Below are 24805 nucleotides of genomic sequence, written 5' to 3' on the forward strand. Positions count from 1 at the left end.
GCTGCGCTCACTCCTCTCCATCAGCACAGCGAACATTCCATTCCCTTACCTATTTCCTAACCCAATCTTTCATATCACGTGGTACAAATAAATGGGGCAGCTCACATTTGCGACCAAAGTCGACTTATCAGACCATCAAGCTACTTGAGTCAGCGAATGTGCCGATGGTGAACGTTCGTCGTCAACGATTACAAATCACTACCAGCCCGACAAAAGTTGCACCGATACTTAGTCGATTCAACATTCGTCGGTAATCTTGCATGCAATGCTCGAACAGCTCTAATTTTCATCGGGTTTAAGGGGTGCCGGTTCGAGATGACGCATCAAGGCCGCGTGTTCTGCGCGTGCCTTCTCAAGTTCCTTCGTCAGGTCGTTGCAGCAGGACATAACCATTTTTCCATCGGGAGATTCCCTCATACATTCTGCATGTGCCGCTTTCTGAAGTGTCGCCGCTTCCGACAAATGCTTTTCGATGGCTGAAATGCGTTTCTGAATGTCCTCCTCTGGGAACTCCTTCTTCATCACCTTAATGCCTGCTTGCGCAGCGGCAATGTTATGACCAATAACTTCGACATCTGGGCGAATAACCTCAGCATGAACCACAGACGCATTTGCCGCAACGCCGGCAGTGATCGCAGCTGGAGCCGTGTACGAATAGAGGGCTCTGGAACTCTGTCGCGCGTGATTAATCTGCCGACCGCTCGACAGACCAGCGGTGTAACCACGACCCGTACCGTCGACACCTCTCGATCTCTGAGCCAGCACAGAGGCACTAATCCATGCGGTAAGCATGATACTGGTCAACGCCAGGAATCCGAAATTTCGAAACTTCATTGTACGGTTCCTTTCATGCAAACTGCCAGTTCGACGCCAGCGACAGAAGTTGTCAACTCGACTAAACTAACAGAAAAAGCCGACGCTCATGCAAAAAAGAGCCAACACATTTGGCCTTTAGTATTAGATGCACAGCCTTGCAAGGTTCTTCACAAAAAAACAATACTTTTCAGAGCTGCCTTCAGAGACTCGTGAGCATGGTGTCGATCTCAACATTGTCACGCAGACCAATCACGGTAACTTGGCCGGTGGGACGATTGACTGAGATGGTGCTTGTGCCATCGACAATGACTTGCTGGATTTCCAGGCCGTTCCGCGTGACAGACTGAACTGGGAATTTGCCGAAAGTGACAGTTTGCGACGTACACTGTTCAAGGATGAGATAGGTTGAACCATCAGGTCGTTCGCATACAACCGTGACGCATTTGCAACACCCCGGACCGCACATGCATTGTTTTTCGAGGCATTGGCATGACGGAAACGAAAATGTTTTAGTCGATGCCACCTTAGCATTGCCCGGTAAGCCAGCGTCTTTCGATAAGATGCTCACGAAAATCGGATGCCCGAAGCTTGATTCAGCATCGACTAACGCCACATCCTTTAATGTATACTGCTCTTTTAGAGCGTCGATTGCTGTTTGCGCATCGTGTCGAAATATCTCAAGGACCGGCTGCAAGTCAAGGGTGGCGATGGATGGGTGCCTCACCTTAATACCATTCTGATAGTACGGCATCATGGGGATTGCGATTATCAACGCAGTTGCGGCGACTGCGACTAATGCCCCCATGGTCAATTTCCATTTTCGATTAAGAATGTGTGATCGCCTGGGCATTATCAATGCTTTGCTGGTCCCATCGGTGGGTAATGCCATGTCGCTTAATCTTTGCGAAATCGAAGCAAAGGCCGGCGGCCGATGGCTCAAAGGTTCGACGTAAGCATTAGCGAGCCTGCCGAGCTGCTTAAACTGGGTTAGCTCGTGCGCACAGCTTAAACAAATATCGAGATGCTTCTGAACCTGATCCTCTACAGCGATTGGCAATTCTCCGTCCTGGAATGCCGAGAGTTGCTCGCGAACAAAGTGACATTTCTTATTCATAGTTATGGTACCCATCCGAGTTTCAATAGCTGGTCACGCAACTCCCTTCGCGCTCGATTCAACCGCGATCCTACGGTGCCCTCGGGTATTCCGACCATCTCGCTAATCTGTGCGTAGGACAAGTCGTCCACCTCTTTCAATAGAAAAATCAAGCGCAATTCTGGTTCGATCTGTTCCATCGCGCGAGTTAAAATCTCTGCCAATTCCCTGCTATGCGAGGTGCAATCGCTAGCAGCCACACCGTTTTTCGGCAGCGAATGAGTTTTTGTGACCCGGCGACCTCGTCTACGTAGGTGCTGAACCGCTTCATTCATTACTAAACGATACAACCAGGTCGTAAATGACGACTCAAAGCGGAACGTGGACAATCTAGCGAACAAATGCAGAAACACATCTTGTGTCACATCCGCTGCATCGGATTCGCCCACAATTCGCTGAACCATTCGATAGACTCGACCACTGAAACATTCGTAAATCTGTCGCTGCGCATCTCGATCTCCGACCGCTGCACGGCTAATGACCTTGACTTGGATTGTTTCATCACTGTCTGACATTAGACCCCCGATTTTCGTGCTACCGCAGACACTCGCGGAAATCTACGTCGCGGCCTTAGATGCTCGCTGAACCGTATTTCTTCACGAATAAGCGACAACTTTTGGGGTTTTTGTTGTCGGATTCACCTGCGTTCCCCAAACCTACTATCCGCTTTCAAGCGGACAGGTCTGTTGAATGAGCAGGCGAGCGGTGTTGCGGTGGAACTGAGCTCCGTGGTGGCTAGGGGGCCTTGGTTCCCGCCGATACCTGCTATACGCAGCGCAGCTGCGTCTTGCCTGAACGTTCATTAGCTTGTGCGCGCGTTGATCTGGATCAAGCTTCGCCAAGCGAACTTGCCACTGGCCATTTTGGTATCGCAATCTCCAATTCCGTCCAAGTCGTAACCACTTCATGGGCCACTTAGTAAGTCGATAAGTTCTCCTAGACGATCTCGCCAGCCTGCACCATGCTCATGGCTGTTTAGTTACCGCCAGTGTCAGCGGCGCCAACTGCGCTAGAAAATGGGAGCCTGTTTTGATATTGTCGCTGCCGGCCCTCCTTAAGAATCCTATCCAGTTCACGTAGCGATGCTATTATCTCCAAGGCAGCTCGGACCATTGCTGCCACTGGTGCTTGATCTGCGAAGCGCGACAATTCCGCAGCGAACGACCTGGCCGGTTCCTCCCTGGTAGGTCTCGCCTCTGGCAGTCACACAACGCGCTGCCGTTCGATGCTGTTCATTTCAATCGACACTATGCTAATTTCAACGCCAACCTCCAGTCCGTTGGGCATTTGGGCAGCTTGGCTTCAATATCTCCAAACGCAGTTCTGGCGACTGACAGCTTAATAGGCGCGGAATCTATAAGCCGATAGTAGTTGAAGTATACTCACCAAGGCAGGGCGAAAGCGACAACGAACTGTCATGGTCAAGGCAACTTAGTTGGCCTCACTCGGCTGTGTTTCGCCTATAACACTGTCTGCTGTATCAGTGACTGGAGCGCTGTCGCTGGTAGCCGCCGCTTGAGCCGCTTGCTCTTGTTCCAATTTCTGTGCGGCGGCCTGAGCTTTGGCTGCCGCTACGGCGGCCAGCTCTTCGGGCGTGGGAGACAGCACGGGAAACGGCGAGAAATCGACTAGACCGCGATCGACGATCCAAATGTTGCGAAAGAGCACCGGGTCGCGGTGATCTTGGAAGCGAATAGGCAGCAGTGTGGGCGCCTCCTCTTGGCCAGCCCCCGTTTTGTTGGGTACTTCAAAGTTGTCTTGCGTCTTGACCCCGTTGTGCCAGACGGTGATTCGGGCGGATTGGAGCTTGGCACCGTCCGCACCCCACCGAGGACTGGTGAATTTAATATCGTAGGTCTGCCACACGAGTGGCGGGAAGCTCATGTTCACATCGGGCGGCTTCGTGCGATACAGACTGCTGGCACCGTTGAATGTCGGCAGCTCTCCGAATGAATCCAGGATTTGTACCTCATAGCGGCTGAGCAAATAGCAACCACTGTTGCCGCGAGCTTGATCGGTCGAGTTGGGCATGTAGGGCACCATGAATTCCACATGCAAATTGAAGTCTTGGAACATCGGTAGCACGTCGGCGCCCGGCATCAACAGCCCGTCGTCGGTCATTCGAGCCCTTACGAACTGGGCGGTGTTGGTGCCATCAAACAGTACTACAGCACCGGTCGGCGGAAGTGCACCCATGGTCGGACTGCCGCGACGGATGCGCTCCAGGCGACCAATCGAATTGCCATGACGATCCGACAGTCGGCAGGCATCAGCCTCGACCACGATCACCCAGGGACCTCCGGACAGTACCAAGTAATCTTCAAAACGCCGTCCCAGTAAGGGCAGTACTTGACTTTGAACACCTTCTTGCCCTGGCAATCCGCCAATAAACTGCAGCGCCTCGAAATTGCCGAGGCCGACCGGACGAAGTTGAAGTCCCAACGGCTCGGCGGGCTTATCGCCGACATTGACCAGGCCCACGAACTCGCCCAACAGTTCGTAGTCCAAGTCACCTTCAGGCGGCTGGGTGTAGGCGACACGCTCCAGGCGTTCACCGATCCCTTTCGCAGCCGGCTCCTGGCCCCAAGCAATACTGGAAGTCGCTATCCCGGCCACCAAGATGACCGCAACTCTCAACTGAATTGTCATGATGTTCTTCATGCAGGAGAAAGAAATAGACAAATGTCTATTGTGATTGCCGACCATGCATAGTTCAACCCGACAGCCAAACAGGACAGGATACTGTGAATAACTCTGCCGCCGCCAGCGGTTAGCCGGATGACACTGCCTGAATGTCGATACCTCAGATGCGGGTGATCGCTAATCAAGTTCTTTGCGGCCAAGCGATGGTCCCAAACCGCATTGCCCTGCCCGATAGACAACGAAAAAACCCGAGACGGCGGACGGACCGCACGCCTCGGGCTCAAAAGGGTTTTGGATGTGAAGGTTATAGTTTACATGTTAACCAAGCCATCCGAGGATAGCTCACGACAACCGTCTCATTCTCGTTCAGCGCCTTTGCCGCCGAAAAAAAGGGTTCACGATCGCCGGTCGGTCCGGGGCGCGATAACTCCCATGGGCCGGGCCGGTGAAAACTACCGTTTGTCAGTCCGCGCAGGCCGCAGGCATTGGTGGCTCGCCTCCGGTTAAGGAATTCGAGTTCGGCCAAGCTGCTTGCCGGCTGCCAACGCATCACGCGTGAGGCTCTGCGACGAAGGCCATCAGACTGCGATAAACCAATTCAACTTGTCGATTTGCCGGTGCGGGCGGACCATCCATATCCGGAAAAATATCCAGAGGTGAGTCCGCAGTGGTGTCAAACAACAAGCTCCAGCGAAGTTGCCGCGTCTGTTCTGGCAGTCGGAAAGTTAGCGTTTCAGCGGTCCCATTAAACAGGAACAGTAGATCGCGCGCTTTGCCTTGCGGATCGTCGGCGGCGGCCGGAGCCGGTAGCCAGCAGACCAAACCGCCATTGGGGTGTTCCCAATTAAACGGCAGGCCTTGATGGTTAAACCAGTTCACGTCCGGAATACCGCGACCATCAAAAGGACGGCCAGTCAAAAAGCGTTGACGACGCAGAGTGGGTTGGTTTTTGCGCAGTTTGATTAAGCCCTTCACAAAGTTGCGTATGTGTTGGTGGCGCTTAACAAACGACCAATTGAACCAGGAGATTTCGTTGTCTTGGCAGTAGGCATTATTATTGCCATGCTGCGTCCGACGAACTTCATCTCCCATGACGATCATGGGAACCCCCTGACTCATCAGGAGGGTCGCCAACATATTCTTGATCTGTCGCACCCGCAGTGTCTCCACCGCTTTGCGGCGCGACGGACCTTCGACTCCATAGTTGTCACTACAATTGTTGTTGTCGCCGTCGCGATTGTTTTCGCCATTAGCCAGATTGTGTTTGTCCTTGTAGCTGACCAAGTCATTCAAGGTAAACCCATCGTGGCTGGTAACGAAATTGATGCTGCAATACGGCGCGCGGCCGGCATGTTCGTACAAGTCTGAAGACCCGGCCAGGCGCGTGGCCATGGCTCCGATCATGCCGGGATCGCCGCGCCAATATCTGCGAACATCGTCGCGATAGTGACCGTTCCACTCAGCCCATCGCCGATCGCCAAAGGATCCGACCTGGTAAGCACCAGCCGCATCCCAAGCTTCCGCAATGATCTTCGTGTCGGCCAACATCGGGTCTTCGGCGATGAATTCAACCATCGGCGGGTTAGGCGTCAGGTTACCAAATCGATCGCGAGACAAGATGCTGGCCAAGTCGAAACGAAAACCGTCCACATGGTAGTTGTGCACCCAGTGCCGCAGGCAATGGAAGATCAACTCCCGACAAATCGGATGGTTGCCGTTAAACGTATTACCACACCCTGAATAGTTGCTGTAGTGACTGCCGCCGCTATTGAGGATGTAGTAAACCTGATTTTCGAGTCCCTTAAAGCTCAGAATCGGCCCGTGCTGATTGCCCTCGCAGGTATGGTTGAACACCACATCCAGAATCACTTCAATTCCGGCACGATGCAGTGCTTTGACCGTCTGCTTGAACTCAGTCACTTGAGCCCCCGGCACGTCGCTATGAGCATAGCCACGATGCGGGGCAAAGAAGGCCATGGGATCATAGCCCCAGTAATTGGGTTGATCCGGCTGGTTTCCATGGATATCGCGAATTGGGAACTCGTGTATCGGCATCAGTTCGACGGCGGTGACTCCCAGGTCTTGTAGATACGGAATCTTCTCGATTAAACCGAGGTAGGTTCCGCGATACTTGACACCAGAGGATTCATGTTGCGTAAAGCCGCGAACATGAGTCTCGTAAATCACCGTGTCGGTCAACGGACGCCGCAGATGGCGATCTCCCTCCCAGTCAAAGTAGTCGTCGATGACAACGCACTTTGGTGGGCGGATGATGCCATCGGTGCTCGGTTGAAAACAACCGGCCAGTGCTTTCGCATACGGATCGATCAGCCGCGCCTGTCCGTCAAACCACTGACCTGACTCGGGGTCATAGGGTCCGCTGGCTTGAAAGTGGTACAACTGACCTGGGTTGAGACCAGGAACAAAAACGCTCCATACGTCTCCCCAGCGATCCGTGTCACGATCCAGTTCGATAATCTCGACCGGTTCGCGATCCTCGACCTTATCATACAACAGGACACGCATCGCCGTAGCGCTGCGACTGAAGACGACGAACTGCACGCCCCGTTCCGTTGCGATCGCTCCGTAGGGTAGCGAATAGGTAAATTGCAATTCAGGATGCGGGTGTCGCATGAGCATACTTCAAGTAGTCCTTCTTGAGCGAGTTGGCTTCCGGATGAGGATCGTGACACAGGGAAGCATACCACCGGCTCAAGAAGTGCAAGGAAAAAATGCGTCTGGCAGCACCGAATAAGCGTCGCAGCACGACGCGATAGTTCGAGCAACCAAAGCCTAGCAACCAGCTAAGAACTTCCGATTCATCCAGCGCGACATAATGGCAACTGTTATAGAGTGTAGCCGAGTCAAGCTGTAGCGGTTAGTGGTGAGTGCGATGACAACAGGCTTGCCTCATGCACCGACCCGTCCGGCTACCGTCGACGTCCAGTAGCTACCGTCCCTCGAGGGTTAGGGGCCAACCTAATACGTCCACACTCTGGCCAGTGTAGCTTCAGAGCCCTGGTCAGCGTAGCTACTGAGTTAGCGTCCGGCGTTCAGCAGGGCCTTACGTATCTGTTCTTTTACATGAGTGTCGGACTCAGTCGCCATCAACATGCGCAGACTGCGCTGAACTTCATTGTCCAACATCGACGCCAGTAGCGAGACAGACATGCTGCGAACTTCGGCCTGCCCGTCCTGTGCCATCCAAATCAGCCAAGGCCGGGGATCTAAACAATCTGAAATCGCCAGCTGCTGGATCAACGCCAGTCGCTGCGAGGCAGAGCCAACCGCCAATTGAGTAGCCAATTCGATGCGTTCATCATCAAAACCATGTTTACGCAGGGCCAGCGCGGCTGATTTGGCGACATTGGGCTGTTGGCTACCCAGCAATCGAACCAGACCAGCGATTTCTCCTTGCTCGAATCCCTGCCGGTCGAAGCGGTTAGAAATCAAGCGGAATTGGGCAGGTGAGTGTTGTGAGATAGAAGCCGATGTCTTGACCATCATAGGTAAATCGACAGACGCAGACGGAACTGCTCCTGGCTGCGCCGCTGAGTCAGCCTGCGCCCATCCATGCGATGGATCGCCAGACGGATATTGATATTGGAATCGGTTGGCAGCCGAAGGTTCGGTGGACGAATCAGAAAGTTGCATGGGTGTTGCAGGAACTTCATTTCGGCCAGCGGGACTCCTGGTTTCCAAACCAGTCGGTAGCGAAAGTACGCGTTGGCTAGTCAGTGGAGAGCTGGTCGAACTGTGTACGGACATCGTTTCAGTCAGCGGCTTGGATTGCTCAAGCGGGAGCGGGGGGGCGGGAAAGTTTGGAAGGGGCGTAGGCGGAGTGGCCAGAGCACCGAGGCGAGCCGCGGACTGCATCACGGTAGCCGGTTCGCTGAGAGTACTGTTGGCAATCGTGCGTTGGCAAAGATCGGTTACCGCTGATAGCTGCGGATCGTCCAGCGCAACACAGCGCGCATACAGTCGGGCTGCAAGGCTGCGCGCCAGTCGTTGATTCTCCGCAGGCAGGTCGGACGGTTGGCTCTGCAGTTGTTCGGCCAAGCGTTGCATCGCCGCGTAATGATTTTTCGTGTCGTCTTGCTCCCAACGATCCACACAGAGGTTCAACTTCTCCCAGGCTGATCGAGCCACACGCGTGTCCTGATGTTGCAGCCCTTTGGCCAAGACGACTTCCGTGTCAGCGCCCAGAATTCCCAAGGCTTCCAGAGACCACAACACTTCGGCAGCCGAGCCTTTGGGGGTAATCTGGCGTGTCAGTTGGCTAGTGAGCTGACGCTGTCCGAAAACCCACCCTGCGACTCCAGCCACCAGTCCGAGGCAGAACCATATCCAGCCGCCTTTGGGCAGCAGACCACCAGGCAGAGGCCGTGTGGGAGCCGCCCGAAAGCGCAGGTCGATGCGTTCCATCAGCTCAGAATCGTCGTTCATACGTTAAACTCCACCCGACCGACAGCCAGTTCAGAATCGCCTTTTCGCAAAACGGTACGACGCATTCAATAGCAAATTGCCAAGCCGTGTGTTATAAGATTACTAGCATTGATTCCCGGAGTCCTCGCGATTACAGCAATTGCCATAGGAGTTAAGCGTGCTGACGCCAGCCGAAGTCGTTGACAAAGATTTTTTGGAACATCGCCACCAATTGTTGGAGATTGCGGCCTACCTAGACCGTTACGATGCCGCAGTGCAGCGCACCGGCCAGTCGGGGCCCGTGCCGCACAAGCTGAAACTGATTGACCAGGCGCTAGCTGTCTTGCGAACGCCCCCCTCAGAACGCGGTCGAGCCTGCGATTTGTTGGAGCTGTTTGCGTCGTAGCAGAATGTCTTCAAGCTTGACGCGGAACGGACTATACTAGCCATAGATTCCCAATGCGCTTCGCGAGTGCTTAGTCAGAGCCACTGCCTTTACGGAGGTATTTTTCTATATGCAAATTATCCAGCCCCACTATCACGCGATTGCCCGAACGGCTCAGGACTACGAACGCATGGCGATGTCCGGAGTGGTCGCAGTCGCTGAGCCTGCGTTTTGGGCCGGCTTTGATCGCCGCTATCCGGAAACGTTTATTGACTATTTTCGCCAGATCAGCGAGTTTGAGCCGACGCGAGCGGCGGAATACGGCATCCGACATTTTTGCTGGGTCGCGGTGAACCCCAAAGAAGCAGAGAACGTGACGTTGACGCGCGCGGTATTGGAGCAAATGCCAGAGTTCTTTGCAAAGCCGACATGCTTGGGCGTGGGTGAAACCGGGTTGCACAAATCGACTAAGAACGAGTGTGAAGCGTTGGAGGCCCACGTTGAACTGGCCATGAAGCATGGTCAATTGGTGCTGATTCACACGCCACACTTGGCAGACAAAGCTCATGGTACACGGCGCGTACTCGAAGTCTTAGCCGCAATGAACGTCGATCCTCAACGCATCTGGATTGATCACGTGGAAGAACAGACCATCGGCCCGTGCTTGGATGCGGGCTATTGGGTTGGATTTACCCTGTATCCGATTACCAAGTGTTCGCCCAAGCGAGCTGTGGATATGCTGGAAAAGTATGGTTGGGAGCGAATTCTGGTGAATTCGTCGGCTGACTGGGGGCCCAGCGATCCATTTACCTTACAGCAGTGCGTTGTAGAATTCCGACGCCGCGGACATTCGCTCCAAGAAGCTCTGGAAGTGTTTCACAACAACCCCTGTCGATTTTTGGGGCAGAATCCAAAGTTTGATATTCAGCCGGTTCGCGTCGAGTATGATAGTGCAGTTGGGGTTTGACGCATGCGAGTTCAGATTGCCAATCTGTCAACAGATTTTACGAGGTGACTGACAGGCAAATTTGCCTGTCAGCGCAAACATTCCAACCTCTGCGGGCTTGAGCGACAGTGGCAGATGAACATCATAATCCCCAGGCGGTCAAGGCAATGAGCGGCCAGCAGCAGCGACAGGAAGCACGTACGATTCTGCGAGCCAAGGGCCTGCGCACAACGCCCGCGCGAGTTGCAATCCTGAACGAACTGGGCAATTGCGCCGGTCCTGTCACGCACCAGGAGTTGACACTCAAACTGCACGATTTGGGCTTGGAAAAGTCGACCATTTTTCGTGGTTTGCAGGATCTGACCGAAGCTGGATTGCTGCATCGCTTGGAACTGGGGGACCATTTGTGGCGCTATGAGCTTGTCCAGGAAGGGGTGTTGGTCCAGCAAAGTGACTCCGAGCATACGCATCCACACCTGCTGTGTGTGGATTGTGGTTCTGTTCGCTGCTTGAATCAGGCAGACGTAAATGTTCAGCTTGCGCCGCAACTTGGCAAAGTGGTTGATGTATTGATTAAAGGCCAGTGCCCGGATTGCGGAGAACCCACCCCTGAATAGCGTCGCAATTGGTCAATGGTGATTAGTTTCCGGCTACTGCAATGGTTAAAGCTGCCCCAAAAGGACTCGCCGATAGACCAGTCAGAGTTTATGCCAACCGCCAAAATCTGGATAAACTCTGTCATTTGCAAGGGAATTGAAGGTTCAATTCGCTAGCGAATCGCTATTTTCAAGCAATTGCCACGACTGTTGTCCCACTAGAGGCACGATACTCTGTTATGCGAATGCGAGCATTTCGCATCGTACTGCCCCCTAAATAGTGATCCCGTGTACACTATGCAGCTTGCCAGGCTTGCCAGAATTGGTCCGACAGGGGACAGTATAACCGTTTATTTGTCTCGAGAGAGGCTGCTAAATGTCGAGTACGATTTGTAACGCTGGGCGTCCAATTTCAATGCAAGTAGTAGAGCCAGTCATTGGCGTCGACGAATCGCACTTTCACCATTTCACTGGCCAGGCGGTCCCGCCGCGCACGGATTTGGTAAGCGTGCTCCAGCACTGGGCTCGCCACTACCCAGACCGGCCAGCGTTTTACTTCAGCGACGGCGAGGACTACGTCCATAGCCAATGCATCACGTACGGTCAGTTAGATTTGGCGGCCCGAAATCTAGCTGGGTATCTGCAGCGTTTGAATGTCGCAGGCCAGCGGGTGCTGTTGGTGTACCCACCGGTCATGGATTTTTTGGTCGGATTCTTCGGCTGCTTGTATGCGGGGGCAACCGCTGTGCCCGCGTTTCCTCCTCGACGCAACCGCAAGGGCCAGCGCATCCATGGCATCGCTCAAGATTGTCAGGTCCGATTAGCGCTTACCAACGAACAGGTGCGACAGCAAATCGAAGGGGACGACAACTGGGTTGAATGGGAGTCGATCTCGATCGTGGCGTCTGACTCGCTGACTCAAGAATATTCCAGCCAATGGAAGCCACCCCAAATACGGCCGGAGGACTTGGCGGTACTGCAATATACCTCAGGTTCGACGGGTCAGCCCAAGGGCGTGATGCTCTCGCATTCGAATTTGATGCGTAACGCCGAGCTGATCATGGTGGCCTTTGAGACTCGCCAAAGCTCGGTGGGCGTCAGTTGGCTGCCGACGTATCACGACATGGGGTTAGTCGGAGGAATTCTAGAGCCCTTGTTTATCGGTTGCCCAATGGCTCTGATGAGTCCGATGGCGTTCCTGCAAAAGCCGATTCGTTGGCTCAAAGCAATCTCCCATTTTCGCGCTTCGATTTCTGGTGCGCCCAATTTTGCATACCAACTGTGCGTGGACAAAATCAGTGACGAAGAACTGGTCGGGATCGATTTGAGTAGCTGGAAGACAGCGTTTAATGGGGCCGAACCGGTTCGGGCGGCGACGCTCAAGCAGTTTATCCAGCGCTTTGAACCCTATGGCTTTAGCCCAGCGGCCTTCTTGCCCTGTTACGGTATGGCCGAAACGACTCTGATCGTAACGGGCGGCCCACAGCCGGAACCTCCAGTCTTTCAAACATTTGACGGCAAGCAACTGGACTTGGGTCGCATCGTTCCGTGTGACGCATCGGACGCGGACGCCCGCGAATTGGTTGGCAGTGGCGCGATTTTGCCCGGCGAAGAGGTATTAATCGTCGATTCGGAGTTGAGGCAGTCAATGGCACCTGATCGCATCGGCGAAATCTGGGTCCGCAGCCCCAGTGTCGGGCAAGGTTATTGGCAGCGTGAAGCGGATACCTTGGAAACCTTTGGTGCCCGCACGATAGATGGCAAGGGGCCATATTTGCGGACCGGCGATCTGGGATTTGTTTATGACCGACAGTTGTATGTCGCCGGCCGGTTGAAAGACGTCATTATCGTCCGAGGCGTTAATCGCTATCCACAGGATATCGAACAGACCGCCGAGCAGGCTCACGAGATTATGCAGAGCGGCATGACGGCGGCCTTTGCCGATGACAGCGGCGATCGCGAGCGATTGGTCGTGTGCGCCGAAGTGCAGAGACGCGAGGGCGGGACCAATTGGGACGAGGTCATCAAAGCAATTCGTCGCGATGTTTCATTGCAGCATGACTTGCCCCCCGATGCTGTAGTTCTGGTGCGTTTCGGGACTTTGCCCAGAACATCCAGTGGTAAGATTCAACGCCATGCCTGCCGAGAATTGTATGTGCGTGGTTCGTTGAAAGTAGTCGCCCAGTGGCGCTCATTCGAGTTGGATTTGCCGCCTGGCGAGCCGATGATTGCGGCTTCGACCTTGCGATCTGGCTCCGCTCAGAATCTGTCCTCGGCATCTCCCGAATCGGCTTCAGCCACTGCATCGAGCGACTTACCTGACAACGAGATCATCGATGTAGTCATGGACGCCATTCGCGCGGTGGCTCAAGAGCGTGCCAAGGAGCTGGACGTCAAGACCAACATCGTGCTTGATTTGGGGCTGGATAGTTTGGAACGAATGCAAATCGTTCACTCGCTGGAACAGACCTTCGACGGCCGCTTCCCCGAGAGCGTGCTACCTGAAATTGAAACGGTCCAAGAAGTAGCGGAGGCCATCGAGCGCCATTTAGGCAAGAACCGCATGCGTCTGGAGTTGATACCGACTGAGTCAGGACTGCGTCCCGCCGACAGTCGACTGGTTCAACCCGACGAATATTGCTTCGATCATTTGCCGGAATATCGTCGGCTGAAGCGGACCATGGCACAGTTTGATATGACCGGTGTCCCTAATCCTTATTTCTCGGTCCATGAGGGCGTTGTCCGCGATACCACGCGTATCGCTGGTCGTGAACTGATTAGTTTTGCATCCTACAATTATTTAGGAATGTCTGGCGACCCAGCCATAACGTCTGCTGTGCAGGACGCCGTTGCGCAGTACGGAACCAGCGTAAGTGCATCGCGGTTGGTCAGCGGAGAAAAGCCTCTGCACCGGCAATTAGAACAAGCGATCGCTGATTGGGTAGGCGTCGAAGACGCAGTCGTTATGGTAGGCGGTCACGCGACTAACGAGACGACCATTGGCCATTTGGTGGGACATGGCGATTTGATTTTGCACGATGCGCTATCACATAACAGCATTATCCAGGGAGCTATCTTGTCCGGTGCCCGGCGGCGTCCGTTTCCGCACAACGACTGGCGCGAATTGGGCAACATTTTATCCGAGGTTCGGTCCAGCTATCGACGCATTCTGATCGTGGTGGAGGGCGTTTACAGTATGGACGGCGACTTCCCGGAACTGCCGCGGTTCATCGAAGTCAAGCAGCGCCATCATGCTTGGCTGATGGTCGACGAGGCACACTCTGCAGGCACGATGGGACCAACCGGTCGCGGTATCGCCGAGCACTTTGGATCCAGACCGCGCGACGTCGATATTTGGATGGGTACGCTCAGCAAGTCGTATGGTAGTTGTGGCGGATACATCGCTGGCTGTCGGGAACTGATCGAACTGTTGAAATATACCGCGCCGGGATTCGTCTTCAGCGTCGGCCTGTCGCCACCCAATACGGCTGCGGCCTTGGCTTCATTGTCTGTCCTGAAGTCGCATCCCGAGCGCGTGCAGACGTTGCATGCCCGCTCAAGTCTGTTCCTGAACGAAGCTCAGCGGTTAGGGCTGAATACCGGTAGTTCCAGCCAAACCCCAGTAATTCCCGTGATCACCGGAAACTCATTGCACGCTTTGATGTTGTCACGCAAATTGTTTGAAGCTGGAGTTAACGTGCAGCCCATTTTGTATCCTGCCGTTGAGGAGTCAGCTGCCCGGCTGAGATTCTTTATCAACTGTACACACAGCGAAGAACAGATTCGCTATGCAGTACAGCATACTGCGGCTGCGCTCCGCGAAATTCATCCAGGATATTTTGCGGGCTGAGTCAAGTCGCGTTTTCTCTCGGCCCAGTTTGTCGAGCCCCGTCCCAGTAGCGCCGCCGAATGCTGGCAATGCTGGGCGCTAGCAAAGTGCAACTGCCCTAGTCCTAGACTCTGTCGATGCACTATAAGCCGACAATAATCTGTTTGTCCGCATCGCGACCAAAACCATTGACCTGCTACAAGTGGCTAACCAGCTCGTGGCTAGTGCCAATACGCGTCGCCCCAGCCAAAGGAGTTGCCGTATGCGTTCGATCGCAGTCATCAATCAGAAAGGCGGAGTCGGGAAAACGACAACAGCAGTGAATTTGGCTGCGGGGTTGGCCGAACAGGGATGCCGCGTGTGTTTGTTCGACCTTGACCCGCAAGCCCACGCTACCCTGCATCTGGGCTTGTCGCTTACCAGCCATCAACTAAGTACCTATGATCTACTCTGTGGCGAAGCCACCATCGCACAGACGCGGCAATGGATAAACGAATGCTTATCCATCGTACCGGCCAATTTGGACTTAGCCGCCGCCGAACTAGAGCTGGCGGGCGAAGTTGGCCGCGAAGTCATCTTGCGCGATCGGCTCGAGGCTGATACTGAGCAATTCGACTATTTGATTTTGGATTGCCCACCCTCGTTGGGCGTGTTAACCCTCAATGCCCTGACGGCCGTTCATGAGGTCCTGCTACCGCTGCAGCCCCATTTTCTGGCCCTGCACGGGCTCAGTAAACTGCTTAAAACGATCGACGTCGTTGCCAAGCGGCTCAATCCGGATTTGAAACTGACCGGCGTAGTGTTGTGCATGTATGAATCGGCCACGCGACTGGCAGCCGAAGTGACTCGCGATGTCGATGAATTCTTGTCCATGCAAACCCGAACGAGCGGAGCCTGGGCTGGAGCCCGTTTTTTCCAGACTCGCATTCGGCGCAATATTCGTCTAGCCGAGGCGCCCAGTTTTGGCCAGAGCATTTTTCAGTACGCGCCCGGATCCAACGGAGCGGATGATTATCGACAATTGTCCCGTGAATTGATGGGGCTATCGATGGCTTCGGACTCAACGGATCGGACGGAGGCACAAGCCATTAGTGCCTCTGCTGCGGCTGGGCCCACCGCGCAGACTGTGGGAGCGATGAATCGGGGGCAACTGGTGCTGCCAATAGCAGGTTGAACCGGTACCCAAGCAACGGCCCAAATAGGAAAGACTTGTGTTATCACTGTCGACCGTAGCGAAAGCGTATTGCCTCGGCGGCCTGTTGGTGGCCGTCACGGGTTGTCAACGGTTTCAGCAGGCTTGCCAAGATGCGCTGCCGACGTTGTTTGTTCCAACAATTGAAGTACCGGTGTCCAATCCATCTCGTGTAGGCCCACATGATCCTGAATTCCTGTGGCTGCAAGTCGTAGACGCTGTGGATGATCATTTTCGCATTCAAAGCGAACAGTGGGTCCGTCGCGATCAAGATGGTTGGCTGGAAGGTAGATTAACGACCTATCCTGAAGTCAGCGGCACTAGCCTGGAACCTTGGAGGCGGGAAGCCTCACGCGGCATCGAGCGGCTGCAAAGCACAATTCAAACGATTCGTCGCACCGCTACCGTTCGGGTTATTCCCGAAGAAAGCGGCTATGTAATTGACGTTACGGTCCTCAAAGAACAAGAGGATGTCGATCAAGCGCAGGCTTCGACGGCCGGGTCTTCTGCACAGCGACATGATGGCACCATCGTGCGCAATGAAAATCAGCAGAGGCAGCTGCCGGTGACCCTGGGCTGGTTCGAGATTGGCCGGGATGCAGACCTGGAACAGCGGATCATGGCTGGAATACTAGGTCGGATCTCCAACGTCCAACCGCCCAAGCATGGTCTACTCGGTCGTCACTAACGTTCTTGGTAGCTACGTTTGCCAGTACGTGGAGGCTGCCGGGACTGCATTCAGAAATCCACCTTCTGGCGACGCTAGTTACAATTCCTTCGGCCTATCTTTCCATTTTGAACTACTATGGGAATAATTGGGAACGCTGTGTGCTGGACCCAGAGCCGTGACCTGCCAAATTGGCGTCCGCGTCAGCATTGGCTGAAATCTGTGGATTCCATTAAGTGAACAACATTCCAAAATAGCGCGAGACTGAGCGGTGCAGTGGATCGAGCCTAAACTGCTGATTGCCGATGACGATCGGGATTTTCGCGAAACGCTGGCGGAGGTGTTTCATCGCCGAGGGTACGCTACCCATCTGGCTGCTGATGGTCAGGAAGCGTTGGAGATTTGTCACGCCAGACCCCAGTTGCACTTAGTGATTTTCGATGTGCACATGCCTCGAGTAACCGGGTTGGAAGCGTTGCAACACCTGCGCGTTCACGATTGCTGGTCACTGCCCTGTATCTTGATGAGCGCTCAAATGGACGATCGCATCGTGCGCGAGGCCCAAGCGTTGAACCCGGCCGGGATTTTGGCCAAGCCTTTCACGCTGCGCGACCTGACAGCTACTGTAGAAGAGGCGCTAAGACGCTCTTACGGTTGGGAAATCTAGTCATCCGGCCGATTGTTCGTAACGTTTTACTGATTCGTAGAGTGGGACCAGTCGGACCTGTTCAATCGGTGGCCAATCCCAACGCAAGTTGCTCATGACAAACTGCGTTTATTGGAGATTAGTACGGTCTCGCGCCGGGCCACTTCACTCTGGTCGGACTACTTGTCTCTTGCTGGAATTAGTTCCAGACTATCGCCGAGGACCGTGTCTGCAGTGGCAGCGATTGGTTGTAGTGTGCCGTCCAGCCAATTGTCAAGCTGGTCGGTGTACTGCCTACTGAGCGGATGACCGGATTGTCCGGCGGGCATGATCGCCTGAGCCTGCGGGGGTGCAGCCATTTCAATCACCACGCGCACCGTCGCGCCGTGTGATACTTGAAACGGGCGATCGTATCGATATCCCGCGCGACCAACCGTAGACGGTCCTCCAGCTAAGCCGCGCGACGACTCATTCAATAGCATCTCAAGAGGGGGCGCTGCAGTTGCCAGTTCATGTTGCAAAGTCAATTTCTGTAGTTGATCCAGTCGCCATGACTTCAGTTCAGGTCCCAAGCGATCCATCAGGTCTGTCACCGTTCGCTCAAGCGCTGCCGCCAGATGCTGAGCCTTGCCTCGAGGCCACCACGTTGAAGCTTCTTCCAACAGCAAGCGATCCAACGCGTGATTGAGCATATATCCGCGACGCAGCAAGCTGGCAAACAAACTATCACCCAGTGGCTGCCTGAAAGCTTCGGTGGCCAGCTGGACGTACCAAGCCTGAAAGATAAGTGCCGCAGCGCTATCGGCCGCTGCCATCGGTAAAGTCTGCCATTTCTTCAGCATTTGACAGGCCTCTTGTGCCGGTTCCGACAACGTCTGACAGGGCGTGCTGTTCAGCAGGGCAGGCAACAGTTTAGCAGCCTGACCGTCGTACCTGTCGACTTGCAGCTTTCGCATTTGGTCGACGCTGATCGTCTGGCTGCAGGCGAGCACAGATTGAATTCTAGCGATACGATAAGCGGCGGCATTGTCGGCAGAAACCAGCGGCCCCTGCCCGGCAGCGTTCACACGTGCGTTGGCCGCCGCAACGTAGCCTGCGGGCGGATTGAAAAGCCGAGGGTGATCAGTAGGCGATACCATTCCCAGCCAGCGATTAGACATGTCGTGGCCTTGCAGTGGTTGAACCCCACTGCCCGCAGCTCTGTTTGGTAGCAGTCCGGCTGTTCGAAATCCGATGTTTCCATCCACGTCGGCGTAGGTCGCGTTTAGACTAGGCGCTGCCAATCGGTCGAGTGCGCCGGTGAATTGTTGCCAATCTTCTGCAAAGTTCAGTTCCAATAACGCCTCCAAACCCATGTCACCAATATGATGGGCTGTCCAGCGGAGCGAAATTGGTGGATGTTCGCTAATGAGTGGTCCGTTTCTCGTCGAGATAACCGTGAATCGTTCCGCATCCATTCGCCCGGAGACCGGGATCAAGTACTCCTGTTTCTCGGCGGTGTACCACTGCTGCCCATCGAGAAACTGATCTGGGTTTTCCGGATGTCGCGTTTCAAGAAACAGGTCCTGCGTGTCTCCGATATTGGTGAATCCCCAAGCGATGCGATGATTGTAGCCATTGATCACGCCGGGTAAGCCCGCCGCAGACCAGCCTCGAATTTGTCGCCCGTCGCCGAAGAACAGATGAACCTCGTAAAATAAGTTCGGCAGGCCAAGTTCGTCGTGTGAATCAAACGCAAATAGCGCATGGCCTGTAGCACTTCGACCTGGCGCAACACACCAGCCGTTACTGCCCAGGCTCAACCGAGGCAGTTGTAAATTGACGGCTGCGTCCAGTGCCGATAGAGCATCGATCGCCAAGGCGACTGACGGCAATTTGGAAAGTGCATCTTGGGCTCTTTGTGAATCTGTTGCGGACAGGCCGGCGGGTCCATTCACGGGTGGCGATTCTTCCTGCCATGACAGTTCCTGGCGCGGTAAGACATACGGATAGTCGGCGGCTGTCTCGGACCCGTCGCTCAAGAAATATTCCAGTTGCCCTGGAGTTAGAACGCGTGATAGTTCAAAACGCAATAGTTCATGGTGCATGTTGCCCGCCGATTGGTAGGCCATTACGGCGCCTACCGCAAATACATCTGCGCGTGTCCAATTTTGAGGGCGATGCATCAGCAACAAGAGTTCGACCGGCCGGGTTCGCAACTGCTCAATGGCAGTGTTGACGCCAGTCAGATAGGCATCGATGTACTGCAGAAGCTCCGTGGTGGCGTTTTTTTCAAGCTGCCTCGCCAACTGGGGCACTCCAATTCTCAACAATTGTTGATCGGTCCCCAACATGCTGCCACCCAGTAGCTCAGACAATCTGGCCTGGCCCGCTCGACGAAACATTTCCATCTGCCACAGCCGATGCTGGGCATGCAGCCAACCCTGAGCGGCTAGCGCGTCGGCAGCAGTCTGTGCCTGAACAAATGGGCGCTGCTGGTCGTCGAACCGAATCGCGACTTTGGCTGCCAAACCCTTAATTTCGACTTGGCCGCGTGTTTGCGGCAATGATCCGCGTAACAGGGCATAGATGGCCGTGACGGAAATCAATGCTATCACGAATAGGCTGAAGGTGACGTTCCTAAGTCGACTCCGCCACTTATTTCGAGCTGGCTTGATAGACGTTTGAGGACTGTCGGCCGTCATGCGAATCGTACTTACTGTGTAGTTACGTGAAACTGCGTGCCAATTCGACAATCGTGGCAAACTCGGCTGGACGAACAGGTTGGACGCTCAACCGCGAGCCCTTTTGAAGCAGAACCATCCCGGCTAATTGCTTGACTTGGCGGAGTTGTCGAAGCGACACAGGGCGTGCAAACCGCTCCCTGAGCTGTACATCCACCATGTACCAAGTCGGTTGTTCGGTCCGTGATTTGGGATCGAAGTGCGGATCATGCCGGTCAAACGCTGTAAAGTCCGGATAACCAGCGCGGACGACCTGCACAACGCCCATCACTGCCGGCTCGTCGCAACTGGAGTGGTAGAACAGCACGTAGTCCCCCAGTTGCATCTGATCGCGAAGCGTGTTTCGAGCTTGGTAATTCCGCACGCCATCCCAGTGGGTGGTGCGTTTGGGAGCAACTGCCAAATCGTCGATGCTGAATGTATCCGGCTCGCTCTTGACTAGCCAATATCTGCCGGATGTGGATTGGTACTTCTTGTTTGTTTTCGCCATGTATAACACGGTACCTGACAACACCAGAAACGGAAAGGGTTCACAGTAGGTTTGAAAGCCACAACTGGGTGCGTCAAGTCGCTACTTTGCCGACATTCGCGAGTATGTGGGGAGGGGCCAGTAGAGTTCGCAAACTCTGTTGGACAAACGATGGTGTCTGGGAAAGTGTCGCGGAAGGCTGGGATGAGAAATCCTTGCCCCGGGCTGGTCCGCCACTTACAGAAGCAGCATTTTGACATGAACGATTACTGATTTTTCATCCTGGTGACTTCCCTCTCCAATGCCGCGTACTATACAATGACCCCGCATGCAAGTTGTCCGTTTCGACTCCTAAAACAAGGCAGGTGCCGTCATGTTACGAAGTTTGATTTTCTTGGGCACACTCTCCGTAGTAGGTTGGGCCATGGCCGCAGACAAAGCTGATTCGCCACTGAACGTCACCATGAAGAGTTTGGATGGCAAAGATGTCGAACTCGCCAAGCAGTACCAAGGCAAGGTGGTATTGGTCGTAAATGTCGCCAGCAAGTGCGGGCTGACACCTCAGTACAAACAGTTGCAAGCGTTGCACGACAAGTATGGCAAAGACGGCTTGGCGGTTTTGGGGTTCCCGTGCAATCAATTTGGGGCGCAAGAACCAGGTTCGGCAGATGAAATCGCCAGTTTCTGCGATAAGAATTATGGCGTCAAGTTTGATATGTTTGCCAAGGTCGATGTCAATAAGGACGGTGCCTGCCCACTTTATAAAACGTTGACCGCCCTGGACACCAAGCCGGTGGGAAGCGGCGCCATCAGTTGGAATTTTGAAAAGTTCCTCATCGGACGCGATGGTCAGGTGGTCGCCAGGTTTTCTCCACGAACCAAACCAGACGATCCAGAAATCATTGCTGCGATTGAGAAGGAATTGTCAAAGAAGTAGCGGATGTTCGCCCGGCTGGCAGGTCGGAGCGGCGTGGAATGGGACCAGCGTGACCGTCGTCAGCCGCGCTGGAACTGTGCTTGATGGTGACCTAACGCTCAACCTTGGCACAGTCATAGCAGAGCGTTCATGGTGGGCCTGCGGTCGCTGAACTTGTGGCGGTGTAGGATCCAATGGCTGGATCAAAATGCAAGCCTCAATCTGCCGCGACCTACAATACCGTAACACAAATACAGATCGGTTCAGTCCCAGCGTTGGCCTACCATACTCCCGACGGGACTTGGCACTATGTGCCATTGCTTCGTGCCCGGGCTGTGAGCTGCTAGAATGTGTGGAGCCTGGTAGTTCTCACCGACGCCCGAGGATCGGCTCGATTTCATGCCTGCAAATCTAACTCCACAGTATCACAAAGCGGAAGCTGCGTATCGACAGGCGGAAAGTCTGCAAGAGGAGCTGGAATGTTTGCAGCTCATGTTGCGGGAAATCCCTAAGCACAAGGGCACCGACAAACTACAGGCCGAACTGAAGGCGAAGATCGCCAAAGTTCGCCTGGATGCCCAAAAGGCTCCGACAACGGGACAGGCGGGACGTGCGACGAAGATTCCCAAACAGGGCGCCGCACGTGTAGTGCTGTTGGGAGCACCCAATAGCGGCAAGAGTCAATTGTTGGCCGCACTGACCAGGGCGCATCCAGAGATCGCAGCCTACCCGTTCACCACACAGGTTCCGCAGCCAGGCATGATGTTGTATGAAGACTGCCCGTTTCAATTGATTGACCTGCCGCCAGTAGCTGCGGATTTCCTGGAACAGTCGACGATCGGTTTGGTCCGTGGCGCTGACTTGGTGTTGCTGGTTGTGGATTTGGCCAGCGATTCGCTGATCGAGGATACGCAAGCCGTACTGGACCGATTCTCCGGCTCCAAAACGCGGTTAGGGCGCCTGACGGGTTTGGATGAAGACGATGTCGGTGTCAGCTTTACCATGACGTTGACATTGCTGAACAAGTGCGACGCTCCCGACGCCCAGGATCGACTGGCGCTGCTGGACGAGTTTTTAGCACTGCCCTTCGATCGTTTGCTTATCAGTGGTGCGCAAGGCATCGGCTTGGATGCGGTGCGCAAGGCAGTATTTGATCGGTTGGAGATCGTGCGTGTTTATCCCAAACATCCCAAGCAAAAAGAGCCTGATCGAAGCAAGCCACTAACCATTCGGCGTGGCCAGACGTTGGTAGAAGTCGCCGAACACGTTCACCGCGACATGGCAGCTTCGCTGAAGTCGGCTCGCGTCTGGGGCGCAGCGGTTCACGATGGGACTCAGGTTAAACCAGATTACCAACCACACGACGGCGATGTCGTCGAACTGCACGCGAGCTAACAGCCAATGGCCACTCTAACGGCGTGATTCAAGCGGCGAGGGGCGCGCAATGCGTGTAGTTAAATTGGGAGGCAGTCTGCTGAACTGGCCGGAACTGCCCAGCCGATTGCGTGGTTTCATCGATCAACTGACACCAAACGAGCCGACGTTGATCGTGGTCGGCGGCGGCGATTTAGTGGAGGCCGTGCGCAGCCTGCACAAAGCCCATTGCTTGGAGGGCGAATTATGCCACTGGTTATGTGTTGAACTAATGGATGTGACGGCGTGGCTCGCGCACAGTTTATTTCCAGAGTGGCAATGCATATACCAGTCCGATGAACTTAAGAATTGGGTCGCGCAGAATGGTGTGGATTCCTCTGTAACTGCAGCGGCTGAACAGCGGGCTGGCCGCCCGACAGAGACCTGTGTTGCCATCGTTTTACCGACTACGTTCTACAGCCGACAATGTAACGCCGACGCACTCCCTAAATCCTGGGATACCACCAGCGATAGCATAAGTGCACTGCTGGCACGGGTGGTGGGCGCACAGGAGCTGATAGTTCTCAAGTCAACCGATGCGTTTGCGGTCGGACAGCGGCATAGTCAACTGCCCGATGCAGCTGAGCGAGGAATCGTAGACGCCTATTTCGCCTCTTCGGTTCCGGAAGGCGTGTCGGTGCATTTGGTCAATCTGCGTACGTTTGGCGATTGGTCTCACGGTACTGATAGCAATCCGCAGCATGGAGACTAGAATCAGTCTGTCGTTGGCCAGTGTGGAACCCTGCTGTTAACCGTCCCGCCATTTTTCGGGTAGGACAAGCGGACCTTGGTAGTTTGCGAGACTTGCCCCAAAATATCTGGGGCTTTCTGCAGTACTTCATTCAAGATTGGTCCGGCCCCGTGCCGGCCCACCACTTGTGGTGACTTTAAGATTTGGTGAGTGTGAGGTGGCATGAGATGAGCTGTGATGTTGATCGAGTATTAAGAAACTGCGGAAAGCTGCTGTTGGCTTTGACGCTGCTAATAGGTTTGAATCCCCTTGGTATGGCCGAGGACCAACAGTCGGCAGTGTCGGATATTTGGATTTCGTCGGTGACTTGGCTGGATGAGAATCACTTGGCAGCTACACAGTCGCAGGGGCTGTTGTTGCGGCCAGGCAAGATTGTCCGTGTGTCGGCTGAACATACTCAGGAACTTGAAGCGCTTACGGAAGCCGAAACATCGCTGTGGTCGATCTTATCGACGCCGTTTGGTTTGTTGGCCAGCGACTATAAAGGCCGCTTGCTGCGAGTGAAGGGCTCGGAGGTAGAAACACTTGAGCTCGGCGTACGCTGGATTCGCAAGTTGGTGGCTATTCCTGGTGATCCAAATTCTATTTTGGCCGGCACTGAGGACGGCAAGCTGTTGGTGGTGTCGGCTGAGAATGGCTCGGAACTGCGGCGAGCCGAGATAGCCGCAGCCGCTATTTTCGATGTTGCGGTCAGCCCGGACGGGACTTCTGTGGCGGTGGCCTGTGGAGATGGCAATTTACACATCCGCACTTGGCCGGCGCTTGAACCCGTCAAAACGATCAGCGGAGGCGGCGCTGCGGTGTGGTCAGTCGTGTATACCGCCGATGGTGGCCGACTAATGAGTGGCGGTGCTGATCGCAAGCTGCAAGTCTGGGAGGTAGCCAGCGGTGATCCCGTGGTTGCCATTACCAGCACGCGCGACTGGGTTACCAGCCTCGTGCCATTGCCAGACAGTTCGCTGGTTGCGGCAGGGACGCTCAGCGGCGACGTGATACTTGTTGACTACGCGACACTGTTACCCGTTCAGACTACACAGGTCGCGAAAAGTGGCATCTGGGATATGAAATTGGCTGCCGACGGCAAGCGATTGGCAGTTGGCACCCGTAAACATGGTCTGATGATCGTCGACACTGCATCCTGGCACGAAGCCGGTCTGCAAGCGGCCCAGACCGCTGCGGGGCAGTCACCGCCCAGTCCCACCAAGTAGCAAACGCGACGCAATATACGTCAGATT

General features: G+C 54.7%; 19 protein-coding genes. 11 read left to right on the plus strand and 8 right to left on the minus strand.

Annotated features, from left to right (window positions below):
* Positions 1–279 precede the first annotated feature (279 nt).
* From KF752_12225 to KF752_12250, 6 genes are all read right to left on the minus strand, one after another.
* On the minus strand, positions 280–834 hold the full coding sequence (locus KF752_12225; GenBank protein MBX3422310.1) for a hypothetical protein: 555 nt from the start codon (positions 832–834) through the stop codon (positions 280–282).
* Positions 835–1015: 181 nt separating this feature from the next.
* Complete coding sequence (locus KF752_12230) at positions 1016–1930, minus strand: zf-HC2 domain-containing protein (GenBank protein ID MBX3422311.1); 915 nt, start codon at positions 1928–1930, stop codon at positions 1016–1018.
* Positions 1931–1932: 2 nt separating this feature from the next.
* On the minus strand, positions 1933–2484 hold the full coding sequence (locus KF752_12235; protein ID MBX3422312.1) for an RNA polymerase sigma factor: 552 nt from the start codon (positions 2482–2484) through the stop codon (positions 1933–1935).
* A 916-nt stretch (positions 2485–3400) separates the two neighbouring features.
* Entirely contained in the window at positions 3401–4618 is a 1218-nt protein-coding gene (locus KF752_12240) for a DUF1080 domain-containing protein (GenBank protein MBX3422313.1), read from the minus strand.
* A gap of 543 nt (positions 4619–5161) precedes the next feature.
* A complete protein-coding gene (glgX, locus tag KF752_12245) occupies positions 5162–7252 on the minus strand; it encodes a glycogen debranching protein GlgX (protein ID MBX3422314.1) in 2091 nt (696 codons plus the stop codon).
* A gap of 399 nt (positions 7253–7651) precedes the next feature.
* Positions 7652–9058, minus strand: coding sequence for a hypothetical protein (locus KF752_12250; GenBank protein MBX3422315.1), 1407 nt, complete (start codon positions 9056–9058; stop codon positions 7652–7654).
* A gap of 157 nt (positions 9059–9215) precedes the next feature.
* Between KF752_12250 and KF752_12255 the strand changes: the two genes are divergently transcribed.
* The 7 genes from KF752_12255 (at position 9216) to KF752_12285 (ending at position 17319) form a co-directional block, all read left to right on the plus strand.
* Entirely contained in the window at positions 9216–9443 is a 228-nt protein-coding gene (locus KF752_12255; GenBank protein MBX3422316.1) for a hypothetical protein, read from the plus strand.
* A gap of 109 nt (positions 9444–9552) precedes the next feature.
* The gene (locus KF752_12260; GenBank protein ID MBX3422317.1) at positions 9553–10389 is read left to right on the plus strand and encodes a TatD family hydrolase; all 837 of its coding nucleotides are present in this window, start codon (positions 9553–9555) and stop codon (positions 10387–10389) included.
* A gap of 107 nt (positions 10390–10496) precedes the next feature.
* Positions 10497–10985, plus strand: coding sequence for a transcriptional repressor (locus KF752_12265; GenBank protein MBX3422318.1), 489 nt, complete (start codon positions 10497–10499; stop codon positions 10983–10985).
* Positions 10986–11379: 394 nt separating this feature from the next.
* The gene (locus tag KF752_12270; protein ID MBX3422319.1) at positions 11380–14814 is read left to right on the plus strand and encodes an aminotransferase class I/II-fold pyridoxal phosphate-dependent enzyme; all 3435 of its coding nucleotides are present in this window, start codon (positions 11380–11382) and stop codon (positions 14812–14814) included.
* A gap of 241 nt (positions 14815–15055) precedes the next feature.
* Positions 15056–15967 (plus strand): ParA family protein, encoded by a 912-nt coding sequence (locus tag KF752_12275; protein ID MBX3422320.1) that lies wholly within the window; start codon positions 15056–15058, stop codon positions 15965–15967.
* A 37-nt stretch (positions 15968–16004) separates the two neighbouring features.
* A complete protein-coding gene (locus tag KF752_12280; GenBank protein MBX3422321.1) occupies positions 16005–16673 on the plus strand; it encodes a hypothetical protein in 669 nt (222 codons plus the stop codon).
* A gap of 250 nt (positions 16674–16923) precedes the next feature.
* Positions 16924–17319 (plus strand): response regulator, encoded by a 396-nt coding sequence (locus tag KF752_12285; GenBank protein MBX3422322.1) that lies wholly within the window; start codon positions 16924–16926, stop codon positions 17317–17319.
* A 158-nt stretch (positions 17320–17477) separates the two neighbouring features.
* On the opposite strand, the gene KF752_12290 is transcribed toward KF752_12285, so the two are convergent.
* On the minus strand, positions 17478–19895 hold the full coding sequence (locus tag KF752_12290) for a penicillin acylase family protein (GenBank protein MBX3422323.1): 2418 nt from the start codon (positions 19893–19895) through the stop codon (positions 17478–17480).
* A gap of 109 nt (positions 19896–20004) precedes the next feature.
* Positions 20005–20511, minus strand: a complete 507-nt coding sequence (locus tag KF752_12295) for an EVE domain-containing protein (protein MBX3422324.1) — start codon at positions 20509–20511, stop codon at positions 20005–20007.
* Between the two features lie 403 nt (positions 20512–20914).
* On the opposite strand from KF752_12295, the gene KF752_12300 reads away from it, so the two are divergent.
* The 4 genes from KF752_12300 to KF752_12315 all read left to right on the plus strand — a co-directional run bounded on the left by KF752_12300 (position 20915) and on the right by KF752_12315 (position 24778).
* Positions 20915–21427 (plus strand): glutathione peroxidase, encoded by a 513-nt coding sequence (locus KF752_12300; protein ID MBX3422325.1) that lies wholly within the window; start codon positions 20915–20917, stop codon positions 21425–21427.
* Between the two features lie 378 nt (positions 21428–21805).
* Positions 21806–22801: a 50S ribosome-binding GTPase gene (locus tag KF752_12305; protein MBX3422326.1), complete on the plus strand. Its 996-nt coding sequence runs from the start codon at positions 21806–21808 to the stop codon at positions 22799–22801.
* A 49-nt stretch (positions 22802–22850) separates the two neighbouring features.
* Positions 22851–23531: a hypothetical protein gene (locus KF752_12310; protein MBX3422327.1), complete on the plus strand. Its 681-nt coding sequence runs from the start codon at positions 22851–22853 to the stop codon at positions 23529–23531.
* A gap of 206 nt (positions 23532–23737) precedes the next feature.
* Entirely contained in the window at positions 23738–24778 is a 1041-nt protein-coding gene (locus tag KF752_12315) for a hypothetical protein (GenBank protein ID MBX3422328.1), read from the plus strand.
* The last annotated feature ends 27 nt before the right edge of the window (positions 24779–24805 follow it).

Source organism: Pirellulaceae bacterium, from assembly GCA_019636385.1.
Lineage (GTDB): Bacteria > Planctomycetota > Planctomycetia > Pirellulales > Pirellulaceae > Aureliella.